This is a genomic window from Psychrobacter sp. SWN149, from assembly GCF_015864565.1.
Taxonomy (GTDB): domain Bacteria; phylum Pseudomonadota; class Gammaproteobacteria; order Pseudomonadales; family Moraxellaceae; genus Psychrobacter.
In genome coordinates this window covers 181,876-196,803 of sequence record NZ_JADYWX010000005.1, presented here as the reverse complement: position 1 = coordinate 196,803, position 14,928 = coordinate 181,876, and the positions used below count along the sequence as shown (strand labels likewise).

Sequence of the window (14,928 nt, the reverse complement as noted above, 5' to 3'; positions counted from 1 at the left end):
ACAAGTTCAGTGTCTCATTATGTCTGTATTAGAAAAAACGTTAATAAGACTGCTTAAATGACTCATGCATCGTGGTCTAAGCGTCCGGTGTCGTGCTTTTTATCCATGCTAAAAGATCTTGATAGACAATTTTATGGCCTGTTTCATGCAGTACTTCATGACGCATATTGGGATAAAGCTGAATATCGACTCGGCTAAATTTTTGCTTGTTCAAGCGTGAGACAATCTTACGAACGCCTTTGCCCATTTCACCAATTGGATCCTCTTCTCCGCTCACGAATAGCATCGGAAAATCTTTGGCAATCGTTGTCGCCCAGCCCTTGTTTAGCCCTGTATTCATTAAAGTAAATAATGTCATAAAGCCGTTGTTGGTAAAATCAAAGCCTGTTTTTGGGTCGGCTTCATAGGCTGCAATATTGGCCGTGTTTTCACTTAACCAAGCAAACTGTGATGAGGAAGCTCGGTCAGATAATTGACTGTTAAGCACCTTATTCATTACGTTGGAAAATATCGTATTTGGCTGTCTTGGTGCCACTTTTGTAAGCAACTTATTAATGGGCAGTAAAACTTTGGTTAATGGGTTTGCATCCGCAGTGCCCATCAAGATAGCCCCTGAAAAATTACGCGCGTGATGCTTGAGTACATTGCGTACGATAAATGAGCCCATAGAGTGTCCCAGCACAAAGTGCGGTACATTAGGATGACGCGCTTTTAGGCTATCGGCCATGACAATCACGTCTTTTAGCAATGACTGTACAGGATGCTCATCTCCAAAAAACCCCAGATCAGCCTCAGTCTTTACGGTTTGCCCATGACCCAAATGGTCATAAGTTGCCACCGCGATACCGTTGTCTGCCAAAAACTGTGCAAAGTCGCTATAGCGCCCACTGTGCTCTGCCATGCCATGTACAATCAATAACGTGGCACTGATATCAACGTCTGCATCGCTTGGTTCAAAAAATTCATGGTGCAAGTAGTGAGTATTGTCGGAGGAGAGAATATGGTCGTTACTGGTACTCATGTAGTATTCCTTGACGGGTTTTCAGTCGTTATAATTTTGATGAATAAAATCTGATGAATAAAAAGACAGTGTATCTGAAACATGCTAATAGCCACTATAAATGATATGTCAAAAAATTAAATAATTATAGGGCTTCAAAGAGTCTATTTCATTGAACATGAGTGCATTTTACCTGCTTTTGCTAGGTTAGGTGACCCACACAGACAGATTATTTTTAATGGTATAGTCAATCATCTATAAAAGAGTTACCACGTTGACCTCGCTTGAAGTATCACAGTTACCTCTGAGCTTAGTTGCCTTGAGTTGCCTTGTTTCCCTTTTAAAATGAATCAGCTATATAAAAATTAAGTGACTTTTAAACGGCTGAAGGTGCGCAGATGCTAGTAGATAACATGCCTGCTTCAACACTGTAAATATTATCAAGCCTGAGTGCTCAGGTGGCATCGTTTAACATGCATTGTTTACGCCATTAAGGTGGTCATCGCACGTTTACAACAGAGCAATCTTAAACCTGTTTCATTTGTATGGTACTTTTCTATAGAACACCAAAGCGCGGCTTTAATCGCTTAAGTGATTAAAGCCGCGCTTATCGGTAAAAAACCAGCACAGCTTCTTTTCTATATTAAACTGACTATACCACTGACTGATACAAAATAACCTATGAAACGTTTATCGAAAAAAACACTATTATTAGCAGGAGCAGGGCATGCTCATATCGGACTGCTGCGCCGACTCAGCGCTGATCGTTCAAAAAACAACGCATCGAATGCATTGATAGATACGGATATTCATCTGATTAGTGAGCAACCCCACACGCTTTATTCTGGAATGCTGCCTGGCTGGATGGCAGGGCATTATCAGCTCGATGATATCAGCATTGACACAAAATCTCTGTGCTTGCGAGCTGGCGTGCGTTTCATTCAGCAGTCAATTACCAAGATAACGGCCGCATCGAATACGGTAGACACCAGTGGCAATGAGCGTTTTGATTATGATGTGCTGTCCCTAAATACGGGTGCCGATACTGACTTGCGCGGGTTAAGCCAAGCAGATGATTATAAGGGCAATGATAACCGTGATGATATGAGCAATGACTTAAGAAATGAAGTCATTGCTATCCGTCCATTATCGACGTTTACCATACAATGGCAGCAGATTTTAGATGATGCTCGGCAGTCTGATCAGTATCGATTGGCTATCGTTGGCGCAGGTGCTGCCGCCACTGAATTGGTGATGGCGGCACAGGTTGCCTTACAGCAAATCAATGGCAATCATCAAGTGACACTGATCTGCGGTGAGAATCTGCTGTCTGGATTCGTACCGAGTTTTCGGCAGCGAGTGATCAAGCAGTTGCACCGCCACGGTATTACTATGATTGAGGCACGAGCGACAGCGTATCGTGATGGTCAATTGTCAACCTCTAATGACTCGTTTCCGGTGGATGCGGTTATCGCTGCCACTGGCGTGAGAGGCGCGGCATGGACAGCGTCAACTGATTTGGAAACGGTAGATAATGGGTTTGTCGCGGTCAATAGCCAGCAGCAGAGTGTCTCGCACCCCAATGTATTTGCAGTAGGGGATGTGGCAACACGAGTAGACCAATATGTCGCTCACTCAGGTGTCCATGCGGTGCATGGCGGCGCGATAGAAGCGGGTAATCTACTGGCTTACTTGCAAGGTGAGGCGCTAACAGAGTATCAACCAAGAACTCGCACGTTGTATCTGCTGTCTTGTGGTGATAAGTATGCCATTGGCAGCTGGGGGCGTGTGAGCCTTCAAGGACGCTGGGTCTGGTATCTCAAACGTCAAATCGACAAGCGTTTTGTGACATCTTGCGCAGCATAATGTTTAATTTTCATAATTATAAAATGCCCAATATTTTATTTGTCACTGTTCATTCACAATCAGGTAGTATTAGTTAGATAATATGTAAAGTTAAGAGTTTTGAAGTATGATACTTTAAGTGATATAACAGTAAAAAAGCCATTGCTTACGCTGAAGCATTTACATTGCAATAATGCTTATCTATATGCTGTCTCTACATTGTTATTTTCTTTAGCTGTACAACTAAAAGGATTTTGTACCACTATGAAATCGACTATTGAATTACTTGAGCATACGGACTTTCCTGCTATTAAACGCCAACAATTAACCATATTGCAGGTCAATATGGGTTACTTGTGCAATATGTCGTGCGTACACTGTCATGTGGCGGCTAGTCCTTATCGCACTGAGATGATGTCACGAGAGTTGGTTGAGCTGATACCTAAAGTGCTACAAGCGCAAAATATTGACACGCTTGATCTCACGGGCGGTGCGCCTGAGATGCATGAGGACTTTAAGTATTTAGTAAAAGCGGCTCGCGCACTCGGCGTCACAGTAATAGATCGCTGCAATTTGACTATTCTCATGGAAGACGGTTATGAGGACATGGCGCAGTTTTTAGCAGACAATCAGGTAGAAGTGGTGGCCTCATTGCCATGCTATTCCCTAGAAAATGTAGACAAACAGCGTGGCAAAGGTGCATTTGATGACAGTATATTGGGATTACAAAAGCTCAATAGTTTGGGTTATGGCAAGCCTGACTCAAGCCTGACACTGAATTTGGTCTTCAATCCACAAGGTGCCACACTACCGCCCAATCAGCAGCAGTTGGAAGCCGACTACAAGCGAGAGCTAAAAGAGCATTTCGACATCGAGTTTAACCAACTGTTTGCACTGACTAATATGCCGATCCAGCGTTTTGGTGCAGTGCTATTGGCCAAAGATCAATTCCACCCCTATATGACACTACTCAAAGACAACTATGTCACCGCCAATTTAGCTGGGGTTATGTGCCGATCAACCATTAGCGTCAATTGGCTGGGCGAGCTATTTGACTGTGATTTTAATCAGCAGCTTGAGATACCCGTACCTAATAAATTGCGTCGACATCTAAGCGATCTGTTGACCCAAAACCCTTCTGGCGATGACATTGCTATTGCTGATCATTGTTATGGCTGCACCGCAGGACAGGGCAGTAGCTGCGGTGGCACGCTCGAAGAAGAGACACAATCTCATATCGTAGAAGACACAATTGTTTAAACACGATTAACAGTTACTTTTATAAGATTTACTGTTTTACAAGATCTACTAACTAATAATCACATCCTAGTGAAAACCATCGATTCAAATGGAGTCAACCTTATGTCAGCATCTAACTTCTCAGTCAAAAACCTAGTGGTACAACCAGTGATGGCGACAGCAATTCTATTATCCAGTGTTGCTGCTTATGCTGATTTTAACCATCAAAGCTGGGACAGTTTGCTTAATAAGCATGTCACCATGACCAATGGTGGCAAAGCCTCGGTGGTCAACTATGCTGGCATGAAAGCAGATAGTAGCAAGCTCACAAGCTATTTGGATGCCACGAGCAAGGTATCTCAATCAGAGTTCAATCGTTGGAACAAAAACGAGCAGTTGGCATTTTTAATCAATGTCTACAATGCGGGTACCGTTGATCTGGTATTGACTAAATATCCTAATATCAAATCTATCAAAGACATTGGTGGGACATTCGGCTCACCATGGAAGCAAAAGTTTATTCCATTATTGGGCAAGACTCGTTCATTAGATGAGATCGAGCACACCTTAATTCGTGGCTCTAAGCGTTACAACGATCCGCGCATTCACTTCGCCGTTAACTGCGCCAGTATTGGCTGCCCTGCATTACAAGATGATGCTTTCACTGGCAAAGGTTTGGACGGGCAATTAGAGCAAGCCACCTCGAAATTTTTGGCAGACAGTAGCCGTAATCGTCTAAAAGGTAATACGCTGAGTGTATCGCCAATCTTCAAATGGTACAAAGAAGACTTTGCGACCAATTGGCGTAGTACCAACGATTTAGAAGGATTTTTAGGTCGTTACTCTTCATCATTGGGATTGAGCAAAGCCCAAACCGCTGACTTGAAGCAAGGCAAAATCAAAATCAGTTATACCGATTACAATTGGAACTTAAATAAAAAGTAAATCTAGAATTTGGTCGATACAGGTGCTGGTCTTTATCAAAGACAGGCGAAAATGATGATGACTCATCACAATGGTGCATTTATTGAACATCTCTATCATCATTCCATTGCTAAATGAAGCGGACAATATATCGCAGCTCATTGCTCATATTAACAGTCACCATCCACCACCGTTGCAGGTGATAATGGTGGATGGTGGCTCGACGGATGATTCAGTTGGTATTGCTAGACGTTTATTAAACGATTTATCAAGTGTGGCGCAGACTGCTATAGATTGGCATGTTATAGAATCCATAGCTGGGCGCGCACGGCAAATGAATGCAGGTGCCATGTTAGCAACAGGTGATGTTCTATTGTTTTTACATGCCGATACCCAGTTGCCAATTGATGCGATAGATAACATTCAGCAGGCAATGATTCAGTATGACTGGGGACGTTTCGATGTGCGTCTGAATAGCCGTGATCCATTATTAAAAATCGTTGGGCTAATGATAAATCAGCGCTCACGTCTAGTAAGTATAGCCACCGGCGATCAAGCAATTTTTATCAAAAAATCTGTGTTCGGACAGCTTGGCGGTTATGCCGACCAGCCATTGATGGAAGATGTTGAGCTCTGTAAGCGGCTCAAGCGAATTGCCCGACCTGCTTGCTTAAAGAGTAAAGTAACAACATCAGCTCGGCGTTGGCAGCAACATGGTACGTGGCGGACGATTTTCTTGATGTGGTATTTGCGCTTTGATTATTGGCGTGGCGTATCCCCTGAAGTATTAAGGCAGCGCTACTATCGTTGAATCCAAATGACTTCGATAAAAGGAAGCCGAGTGCAAGCTATACATTTGCACTCGATTGCCTTGATGCTCGTTTAAACCGAATTAACTATATAAACATTAATACCTAATACCCCTTTAGATTAAGGATGCGCCCTAGCATGACTGAGCATTCAAGCCCTCACACAACCCGTACGATAACCGATGCACAAGCACAACACCCAGACACCTGTGTCATATTGTTTGCCAAATATCCGGCGCGTGATATGGCAAAAACTCGCCTGCAACCAGCCCTAGGCGTAGAGGGTGCTGCGATTATGGCAAGGCAATTGCTGTTGCATAGTGTCGAGCAAGCCGTCGCTACTGATTTTGTCGTTGAGTTATGTGTCAGTCCAGCAGTGACAGACCCTTGTTGGCAAACCCTTAATTTGCCTTACTCACTGCAGTGGTCGACTCAAGCGGATGGCGACTTGGGCACGCGTTTAATCACAGCAAGTCAAGATGCGCTGAAAAAACACCAAAAAATCGTATTGATAGGCACTGACTGTCCTAGTCTGACGGCAGAGCGTATTCAAACTGCGATACAGCAGCTCGATGCCCATGATGCGGTTATGATTCCAGCGACTGATGGTGGCTATGTTCTACTCGGGTTTAAACAAGTTGATGGCAGTCTGTTTTCGGATATTATTTGGAGTACAGCTAGCGTGGCCGCTGTGACCCAGCAGCGTGTGGCGGATTTGGGTTGGACATTGGCATTGTTAGCACCGTTACATGACATTGATGAGCCTGAGGATTTAGCACATCTACCATCAGATTGGCTTAAGTTTGCTCAGTAGTTATGACTATACAAATGACTAGGTGACTCTCAGCACACGCTTGTCATGGATATATTTATACCGTATCGCTTTACTTTTATGATGTTTACTCAGATTTTAACCAGGTTTTACTCTCAATAAGGGCATTGTTATGCATGACGTCGTGCAAAATTACTATGGTAAAGAGTTACAAGGTACTGCCGATCTAAAAACCTCAGCGTGTTGTGATGTGAGCAATATGCCGGAGTGGCTCAAGCCATTATTGGCCAATATCCATGATGAAGTGCTGAGTCGCTATTATGGCTGCGGACTAGTATGTCCTGCACTGCTTGAGGGCTGCCGAATTTTGGACTTAGGCAGTGGTTCAGGTCGTGACGTCTATGCATTGGCGCAATTGGTGGGCGAGAGTGGGCATGTGGTTGGCGTCGATATGACGGATGAGCAGTTGGCCGTTGCCAAAGAGCATCAGCAATATCACATCGACAAGTTTGGTTATGACAATGTGACTTTTTTGCATGGCTATATCGAAAAGCTAGATGATCTTAATCTTGCAGATGGCAGCTTCGATATTATTGTCTCAAACTGCGTGATTAATCTCTCACCAGACAAAGCAGCCGTCATGGCCAGTGTGCAGCGCTTACTTAAGCCTGGCGGCGAGTTTTATTTTTCTGATGTGTATGCTGACCGCCGTATTCCGCAACATCTAATAGATGATCCAGTCTTGTATGGTGAGTGCTTGAGCGGCGCATTGTACTGGAAAGACTTTACCCGTTTGTCACGAGACGCAGGGTTTTTAGACGTACGTTTGGTCGAGGATCGTCCGCTTGAGATTACTGATCCTGCCTTGGCGGCAAAAATTGGCGATATCCAGTTTTTCTCTGCCACTTATCGTTTGTTTAAGATCGCAGCGCTCGAAGATGCTTGCGAAGATCATGGGCAGGCAGTGATATACAAAGGCTCTATTGCGCAGTCTCCGCATCGTTTTGATCTTGATAAACATCACGCTATCGAAGCGGGTCGGGTATTCCCAGTCTGTGGCAACACGTTTAGGATGCTAAAAGAATCTCGCTTTGCACCGTATTTTGAGTTTATCGGTGATGACAGTCGTCACTATGGTATTTTTGCAGGCTGCGGTGAGCTGATGCCATTTAACCAGTCTGTGATGCCAACCTCTGGATTAGGCGGTTGCTGTTAAAACTAAGAGATTGACACTAGCAAAGGCCATTAATTTACTTAATGGCCTTTGCTAGTGTCATTCGTTGCTGATGTTTGTATATTGGTAGACGCTATAGAAATAGCGTTTAACTGTTTAATAGATTGATTTTCGGTTAAATACTCATTTATCGAAATGTTTATTAATGTTTAGGAAGTAATGCCGCCAATCGAGTTTTGGTTGCATCATCCATCATAGCTACTGACGTCACCAGTGCTTGAGTAAGCGCATCATGTGCAATTGAGTCAGGCGATTCAACGGAAATCAAAGCGACCGCTTCCTTAATCACTTTTTGAGCATTGTCTGCATTTTTCATTAGGTTTTTTATCGCATAGTCTGCACTGACGGCTTCTTCAGTCGGATGCCAACAATCAAAATCTGTCACCAGTGCCAAGGTCGCATAAGCCATACTGGCTTCACGTGCCAATTTAGCTTCTGGCATATTGGTCATACCGATGATGTCTGCCTGCATCTGACGATACCACTGGGACTCTGCACGGGTTGAGAACTGTGGACCCTCGATACAGACATAGGTCGCTTTTGAGTGACTGGTGCCTTCTGCAATATCTGCATTGTCATAGGCACGCGTCAAGAGTTCTGCTAGGGCAGGGCAAAGCGGATCGGCCATCGATACATGAGCGACTGCGCCCGCGCCAAAAAAAGTACTCACTCGCTGCTTGGTCATATCAATCATTTGATCTGGAATGACCATATCTAAAGGCTTGAGATGCGCTTGCAATGAGCCTACTGCTGACACGGACACGATGTAGCGCACCCCAAGCGTTTTTAACGCATAAATATTGGCACGATAAGGCACTTCAGACGGCGTCAGTCTATGACCTTGACCATGCCTCGTCAAAAAAGCAACGGTCACACCTGCTAACTCACCAAGGACAATGTCATCAGAGGGGCTGCCAAAGGGCGTATCAATAGTAATATGACGCTTGTTGATGAGCGCATCCATTTGATACAACCCGCTACCCCCAATGATAGCGATATCCGCAGAAAGTGATACTTGTTTTGTAGAAGTTGTCATGAGTGTTATCCAATTTTAGTCGTCAGAGACAACCTTGCTAATGTAGAAGAACTTTTTTGTTATTGAAGCTTATTAATATTTAAAGAAAATATAGCAGAAATTGAGGGGTGATAGAAAGTAATCATAAATAAGTAATTGGTTAGGTTTCATACACCATCTATAACGATAGTTTGTCAAAATTGACATGAATACTGCATCGAATATGCAAGATGTGTAATCGTTGTTAGTTGTGATAAAGGTTTACAACCCATTCAAACTCTGCTTAAATAATTGATAATCGAAACAAAGTTCCACTTGGCGGAACTCTATATATATTCAATTATCAGTGATAAAATGTTGGTATATCCTTAAATGGCTTTGAATATAAGGTGTTGAAAGCAAAAGAGAAAACAGTCTACGGTTTATTTTTTGCAAAAATTGCTATATTATTACTCGTCTGTAACGTGTTTATGTATAAATACGAATATTATTAAATGTATTAAATCGATTACTTCAAGGATGAATTCAATGATCAGTTCTTTAAAATCCCCATTACTTTTGTCAGCGATGCTGAGTGTCACACTAGGCCTCACCGCATGCTCGTCACCAAGCTCAGAGAGTAGCGATGCCGCTGCTACAGATAGTACTGCAACGGATAGCGCAGCGACTGACACTGCTGCTGATAAGCTGGATACCAAGTTCCTTACCATCGCGACCGGCGGTGCATCAGGCCCTTACAATATCATCGGTACGTCATTGTCTGAAGTCTATGTCAAAACCTTTGGGGTTAACTCAAAGACGCAAACCACGGGTGCTTCAGTTGAAAACGTCAATCTATTGACCCAAGGCAAAGTTGACATGGTGTTGGCGCTTAGTGATGTGGTCACAGATGCTGTTGAAGGCAAAAACAACTTTGAGAAGCCGATCACTAACATTCAACAGATTGCGGTTCTGTACCCTAATGTCGTGCAAATCGTGACGACGAAAAAATCTGGCATCAAAAATATTGAAGATTTAAAAGGCAAGCGTATTGCTGTTGGCGATCAAGGCTCTGGAACAGAGGTCAATGCTCGCACCTTGCTAGAAGGGTTCGGCATTACATATGATGATGTGACAGTTGATTACCTAGGCTTTGCAGAAGCGGCAGATGGCATGAAAGCGGGTAAAATTGAAGCAGCATTCTTTAGTAGTGGTCTACCAAATTCATCTTTGATGGAGTTAGAGCAAGGCTTAGATTTACAGATTGTCACGATCAACCAAGACAAGCTAAAAGAAATCATCGCGACCAAGCCTTATTTCAAAACCTTTGAAATTCCTGTTGGCACCTATGGTAACGAGGCCGCGATTCCAACGGCAGCAATTATGAATGCACTATTGGTCAGCTCTGATTTGTCTGAAGCTGATGGTTACAAATTAACCAAAGCGTTATTTGATAATTTAGAGGGTCTAAAAACCGCTCACCAAGCGGCCAACGACATCAGCCTAGCCACCGCTCGTGAAGGCATGGTCGCTCCAATTCATCCTGGTGCTAAAAAATACTATGACGAACAAGCAGCCAAGTAATTTATTAGGGCTAACAGCTGGCGCGGCATTGATTGCCGCGCTGGTTTTTTTTACGTTATGGATGGGCACCGCTTATCAATCTGTCGTCGAAGTACGAGTTGTGGGTTTAGAAGGAGACGATAAGGTATGCTACTTTGTCGAACCTGACTTTCAACTGCGCTGGATACATTCTGTAGAAAAGCAGTGGTGGGAGGAGCAGTACCAACGTATTGACGAAAGCGGTACGGAAAAAGGTGCATTGCTACTGACCACCACGTATTTTGAAGCATTTGGTGCAGGGACACCTTCCACTGAAACGCTTGCCCCTATACAAAAGCCTGGCTATTTGGGCTATCAAATTAACGAAAAATTGCCAAATCTTAACTGGGTCGTCTCTCGACTGACCAAAGGTGAGATTGATTATGGCAACCATCGTTTTTTGATTCACCAGTGGGTGCCAGACTATTCTGAAGTAATAATCATGCCGAAAATGTATGGTTTCATTGATAGATTTAACAAGGACTTTTGTCATGACATCCCAAGTGACGGATCACGGTAGCGTAACTACCATGCCAGACGCTCATGTTGATACAGACGCTGAAGCGGCGGCGAACAACAAAGCGGTATTGGAAAAATATGACCGAGAGTCAATCACGCGTCATATTACCCACGGACCAGTGAAATATTTGATCGCTGGAATTTGTATCCTCTATTCGCTATTTCACCTTTATATCACTTTTAATCCAATGCCAGCGCTGTTACAACGCTCTGTACACGTGGGCGTTGGTTTTGCCTTAATATTTTTGATATTTCCTGCTAGCAAAAAAAGTAGCCGAAAAAGTGTGGCATGGTATGACTGGATTTGGTTTGCGCTGTCGCTATCTGGCATGGGCTATCTAATATATGAGTATCAAGATATTGTGACCTCGCGTGGCGGTATGGCCAACCAAGTCGATGTGATATTTTCACTGATTACGGTGGTCTGTGTACTAGAAGGCAGTCGCCGTATCACTGGTTGGATTTTACCAATACTGGCAGGGATATTCTTGGCTTATCCATTTGTCAGTCATTTGGATTTTATGCCCGATAGGCTGCTGACTCGCCCTTATGACATGGGTGATATCTTTGGTCAATTATTCCTAAAAACTGAAGGCTTATACTCTGTTGCGATTGGTGCATCGGTCACGTTTATTTTCCTATTCATTCTCTTTGGCGCGTTCTTAGCACGCTCGGGAATGGGACAGCTGTTCAATGATTTGGCACTAGCCATCGCCGGTCATAAAAAAGGCGGCCCTGCAAAAGTAGCGGTTATCTCTAGTGGCTTTATGGGCAGTATCAACGGCTCTGCGTTATCAAATGTGGTCAGTACCGGTGCCTTCACCATTCCGTTGATGAAAAAGGTTGGCTATCACAAAGATTTTGCTGGTGCAGTTGAGGCAAGTGCCTCAGTTGGCGGGCAGATATTACCGCCAATTATGGGTGCGAGTGCGTTCATCATGGCGGAGACCACAGGATTGCCTTATAGCACGATTGCGTTGGCCGCATTACTGCCAGCGATTTTGTACTATTTGGGTGTGATTGCGCAGGTGCATTTTCGCGCTGGACGCCGTGATCTAAAAGGTATCGCCAAAGAAAACTTGCCAGCGGTAAAAGAAGTGCTAAAAGCCCGTGGTCATATGCTACTACCGATTGTCTTTTTGGTTTTCTTGTTAATCAAAAATGTCCCTGTTGGCTATGCAGCGGCTTATACCATTGGCTTTACTGTTGTGATCAGTATGCTACGTGCCGAGACTCGCATGGGGTTGTCTGATATTTTGGGTGCATTAGAAGATGGTGCGCGCCAATCGCTAGCGGTAATGGCAGCGTGTGCGGTCGTCGGTATTATCATTGGGGTGGTTAGTCTGACCAGCTTTGGTACAGTGATGACATCCTCTATTGTGACATTAGGTGCAGGGTCGTTATTCTTTACGCTCATCTTAACCATGTTAGCATCTATGGTTTTGGGCATGGGTCTACCGTCTATTCCTGCTTATATCATTACGGCGACGATGGCAGCACCTGCACTAGCTGGCTTTGATATTCCGATTTTATCAGCGCACATGTTTGTTTTCTACTTTGGTATCTTTGCCAATATCACACCGCCTGTCTGTCTAGCAGCCTTTGCGGGTGCGGGTATCTCTGGCGGCGATCCGATGAAGACAGGGTTCTTGTCACTCAAACTGGCACTTGCCGGATTCATCGTACCGTTTATGTTTATCTATAACCCAACGATGTTGATGATTGATCCAACAGGCTTGGCAGTCACAGCGAAAGAGTTCCCATTACCACCTATTGTAGATATTATCACCGTAGTAGTGACGTCAATCACTGGTGTGATTGCACTCAGCGCTGCGCTTGAGGGATATTTTAGAGGCAGTATGAATACTGTGACTCGTATCATCTTAACGATTGGTGCGTTGTTATTGATTTATCCTGAGATGATGACAGGTATCGTTGGAGGCGCTATTGTTCTTGGTATTGCAGTATTTAATATTAAGACCAGTGAAGCACCGACGCCGACGTTAAGTGTTTAAATATAGAATTTTAACGTTTAAGCGTTGATGTTGTAAATCAGTCATAAAAAAGGGTGAATAACAAATCTGTTATTCACCCTTTTTAGTTTTCTAGCAGCTGTCTTCAGCGAATACTTTATATCCGCTGTATGGTCAGCTTAGCAGCCCAATTTGCCTTCTGCTGCTAATGCTTTTTTGCTACGGATAGGTGCAGGGCAGTCTTCACCGTAATACTGACGATCGGCAAAGTAGCTTGAGCGTACCATTGGGCCTGCCCAAATATTAAAGAAGCCAATTTTTTTGCCGTAGTCCATATAGCGTTGGAATTCATCTGGATGGACATAACGATCGACAGGCGCATGGTTTTTACTAGGTTGTAGATACTGACCAACCGTAATCATATCCACATTATGTGCCTTTAAATCATCAAGCAGCGCATAAATCTCTTCTTCGGTCTCACCAAGGCCAACCATAAAGCCACACTTGGTCGCGATATCAGGACGGCGCTCTTTATATAGCTTGAGTAAATCAAGTGAATGCTGGTAATCAGAACCCGGACGGAATGCTTTATACAGACGTGGCACCGTTTCGATATTGTGGTTAAACACATCGGGCGGCGTTTCCGTTAGTAAATCTAACGCAACATCCATACGACCACGGAAATCAGGTACCAATATTTCAATTAAGCAGTTCGGGCTAAGCGCTCTAGATTCATTGAGTACTTCGACGAAATGCGCTGCGCCGCCATCTTTGAGATCATCACGATCGACAGAAGTGATAACAGCATATTTGAGTTGTAAGCCCAAGATGGTTTCAGCAGTATGGCGTGGCTCATCAGCATCTAGCTCATTTGGACGACCATGGCCGACATCACAGAACGGGCAGCGACGCGTACAGATATCACCCATAATCATAAAGGTCGCCGTACCATCAGCGAAGCACTGCGGTAGGTTAGGGCAGGCGGCTTCTTCACAGACCGTATAGAGCTTTTGCTCACGCAGCGTTGACTTGATACGAGCCACTTCAGCAGGTGATGACATTTTTACCCGAATCCAATCTGGCTTTTTCTTAGCCTCAATGGTGGGAATCACTTTAATTGGGATACGGGCAACTTTGTCATAGCCTCGCAGCTTTTCGCCTTGAATGGCTTTTTTTGGTTTGGCTTTAGCAGCAGGTACATGCGTTTGTACGGCAGTTGTCATAATGGAATTATCTCTTAACCCTTTATACTATAAGGGTTTATGGAATTATCAGAATGTTTTATTAATGGCGATATTATAGCAGAAATTTGGCAGTCAATTTTGGAACAATATCGTTAAGATTACTACGATTGCTCTGACAACCATAGTTTTAAATATCTATGTTAATCTCTAACTCATTCAGTATATCTATAGCGGCGCGAAACGCTTCTTGGGTGGCGGGTGCACCGCAGTAGGGCAAGCTATGCATCAATACTTCTCGAATCTCAGCTATTAATCGCGCCTCGAATATGGCCTTTTAATTCAGTTGGGCTTTTTTGGGCAATCAAAAAAGCGATAGTGATTAATGAGCGATATTTGCGCGGCAGTACTGAGTCATCTTGCCATGTGCTGCCCCAAGCGTGTTCAATGATCCAGTCTTGTAGCGGCTGGGTAAATCCTGTGGCAGCATCAAGTGAGCGCTTCACGTGTGCCTCACCCATGACCTCAGTGCGTACTTTTAGCCCATTGTCATAGTTGGTGCTATCGTCCATATCGGCATCCTTAGTATTTATTGAAGGTATCTCTTACAGAGTTGCATAACAGTCATATGGTGACTGTATGCTCATAAAGCAAGTAATCATTATTAACAATAATCAATGGGACATCACTGATAATGGGGCATGCAACGCTATTGTAGAGGGCACTATTTTTATAATAAATGTTCGATATGGCCTTACTATCCGCCTTTTACTGGCTGAACCATTAACATTTAGAGCGTTTTAAGCTATGATTGCACCAATAATTATTCCCTATAG

Annotated in this window: 12 protein-coding genes and 1 pseudogene; 9 read left to right on the top strand and 4 right to left on the bottom strand. The window is 43.8% G+C overall.

All coding sequences use genetic code 11. The annotated features are described in order from the left end of the window. Positions 1-76: 76 nt before the first annotated feature. Positions 77-1,021 (bottom strand): alpha/beta fold hydrolase, encoded by a 945-nt coding sequence (locus I6E86_RS09860; protein WP_197177321.1) that lies wholly within the window; start codon positions 1,019-1,021, stop codon positions 77-79. Positions 1,022-1,681: 660 nt separating this feature from the next. Here I6E86_RS09860 and I6E86_RS09855 point away from each other — a divergent pair. The 6 genes from I6E86_RS09855 to I6E86_RS09830 all read left to right on the top strand — a co-directional run bounded on the left by I6E86_RS09855 (position 1,682) and on the right by I6E86_RS09830 (position 7,805). Continuing rightward, positions 1,682-2,866, top strand: coding sequence for an FAD-dependent oxidoreductase (locus tag I6E86_RS09855; protein WP_197177320.1), 1,185 nt, complete (start codon positions 1,682-1,684; stop codon positions 2,864-2,866). A gap of 243 nt (positions 2,867-3,109) precedes the next feature. Further along, positions 3,110-4,105: an arsenosugar biosynthesis radical SAM (seleno)protein ArsS gene (arsS, locus tag I6E86_RS09850; RefSeq protein WP_197177319.1), complete on the top strand. Its 996-nt coding sequence runs from the start codon at positions 3,110-3,112 to the stop codon at positions 4,103-4,105. A 102-nt stretch (positions 4,106-4,207) separates the two neighbouring features. Then, on the top strand, positions 4,208-5,029 hold the full coding sequence (locus I6E86_RS09845; protein ID WP_197177318.1) for a DUF547 domain-containing protein: 822 nt from the start codon (positions 4,208-4,210) through the stop codon (positions 5,027-5,029). Positions 5,030-5,099: 70 nt separating this feature from the next. Continuing rightward, complete coding sequence (locus I6E86_RS09840; protein WP_194363943.1) at positions 5,100-5,819, top strand: TIGR04283 family arsenosugar biosynthesis glycosyltransferase; 720 nt, start codon at positions 5,100-5,102, stop codon at positions 5,817-5,819. 137 nt (positions 5,820-5,956) lie between these two features. Further along, on the top strand, positions 5,957-6,631 hold the full coding sequence (locus tag I6E86_RS09835; RefSeq protein ID WP_197177317.1) for a TIGR04282 family arsenosugar biosynthesis glycosyltransferase: 675 nt from the start codon (positions 5,957-5,959) through the stop codon (positions 6,629-6,631). 130 nt (positions 6,632-6,761) lie between these two features. Beyond that, positions 6,762-7,805, top strand: coding sequence for a methyltransferase domain-containing protein (locus tag I6E86_RS09830; protein ID WP_197177316.1), 1,044 nt, complete (start codon positions 6,762-6,764; stop codon positions 7,803-7,805). A gap of 160 nt (positions 7,806-7,965) precedes the next feature. Here I6E86_RS09830 and mtnP read toward each other — a convergent pair whose 3' ends face one another. After that, complete coding sequence (gene mtnP / locus I6E86_RS09825) at positions 7,966-8,859, bottom strand: S-methyl-5'-thioadenosine phosphorylase (protein WP_197177315.1); 894 nt, start codon at positions 8,857-8,859, stop codon at positions 7,966-7,968. Between the two features lie 507 nt (positions 8,860-9,366). On the opposite strand from mtnP, the gene I6E86_RS09820 reads away from it, so the two are divergent. Genes I6E86_RS09820 through I6E86_RS09810 form a run of 3 tightly spaced genes read left to right on the top strand, consistent with a single transcriptional unit; the run spans position 9,367 to position 12,953 of the window. Beyond that, complete coding sequence (locus tag I6E86_RS09820; protein WP_194363947.1) at positions 9,367-10,401, top strand: TAXI family TRAP transporter solute-binding subunit; 1,035 nt, start codon at positions 9,367-9,369, stop codon at positions 10,399-10,401. After that, positions 10,379-10,939 (top strand): DUF1850 domain-containing protein, encoded by a 561-nt coding sequence (locus I6E86_RS09815; RefSeq protein WP_197177314.1) that lies wholly within the window; start codon positions 10,379-10,381, stop codon positions 10,937-10,939. Before I6E86_RS09820 ends, I6E86_RS09815 begins: the two co-directional genes overlap by 23 nt. 10 nt (positions 10,940-10,949) lie before the next feature. Then, positions 10,950-12,953, top strand: a complete 2,004-nt coding sequence (locus I6E86_RS09810; RefSeq protein WP_197177469.1) for a TRAP transporter permease — start codon at positions 10,950-10,952, stop codon at positions 12,951-12,953. 137 nt (positions 12,954-13,090) lie between these two features. On the opposite strand, the gene lipA is transcribed toward I6E86_RS09810, so the two are convergent. Together lipA and I6E86_RS09800 are read right to left on the bottom strand one after the other, a co-directional pair. Beyond that, a complete protein-coding gene (gene lipA / locus I6E86_RS09805; RefSeq protein ID WP_194363950.1) occupies positions 13,091-14,134 on the bottom strand; it encodes a lipoyl synthase in 1,044 nt (347 codons plus the stop codon). Between the two features lie 148 nt (positions 14,135-14,282). After that, positions 14,283-14,664 (bottom strand): annotated as a pseudogene (locus tag I6E86_RS09800) (carboxymuconolactone decarboxylase family protein). Between the last annotated feature and the right edge of the window lie 264 nt (positions 14,665-14,928).

What these genes read in the sequence shown, in the direction of transcription:
- I6E86_RS09860 (WP_197177321.1), bottom strand. Translation starts at nt 1,021, where the DNA reads ATGAGTACCAGTAACGACCATATTCTCTCCTCCGACAATACTCACTAC.
- I6E86_RS09855 (WP_197177320.1), top strand. Translation starts at nt 1,682, where the DNA reads ATGAAACGTTTATCGAAAAAAACACTATTATTAGCAGGAGCAGGGCAT.
- arsS (WP_197177319.1), top strand. Translation starts at nt 3,110, where the DNA reads ATGAAATCGACTATTGAATTACTTGAGCATACGGACTTTCCTGCTATT.
- I6E86_RS09845 (WP_197177318.1), top strand. Translation starts at nt 4,208, where the DNA reads ATGTCAGCATCTAACTTCTCAGTCAAAAACCTAGTGGTACAACCAGTG.
- I6E86_RS09840 (WP_194363943.1), top strand. Translation starts at nt 5,100, where the DNA reads ATGGTGCATTTATTGAACATCTCTATCATCATTCCATTGCTAAATGAA.
- I6E86_RS09835 (WP_197177317.1), top strand. Translation starts at nt 5,957, where the DNA reads ATGACTGAGCATTCAAGCCCTCACACAACCCGTACGATAACCGATGCA.
- I6E86_RS09830 (WP_197177316.1), top strand. Translation starts at nt 6,762, where the DNA reads ATGCATGACGTCGTGCAAAATTACTATGGTAAAGAGTTACAAGGTACT.
- mtnP (WP_197177315.1), bottom strand. Translation starts at nt 8,859, where the DNA reads ATGACAACTTCTACAAAACAAGTATCACTTTCTGCGGATATCGCTATC.
- I6E86_RS09820 (WP_194363947.1), top strand. Translation starts at nt 9,367, where the DNA reads ATGATCAGTTCTTTAAAATCCCCATTACTTTTGTCAGCGATGCTGAGT.
- I6E86_RS09815 (WP_197177314.1), top strand. Translation starts at nt 10,379, where the DNA reads ATGACGAACAAGCAGCCAAGTAATTTATTAGGGCTAACAGCTGGCGCG.
- I6E86_RS09810 (WP_197177469.1), top strand. Translation starts at nt 10,950, where the DNA reads ATGCCAGACGCTCATGTTGATACAGACGCTGAAGCGGCGGCGAACAAC.
- lipA (WP_194363950.1), bottom strand. Translation starts at nt 14,134, where the DNA reads ATGACAACTGCCGTACAAACGCATGTACCTGCTGCTAAAGCCAAACCA.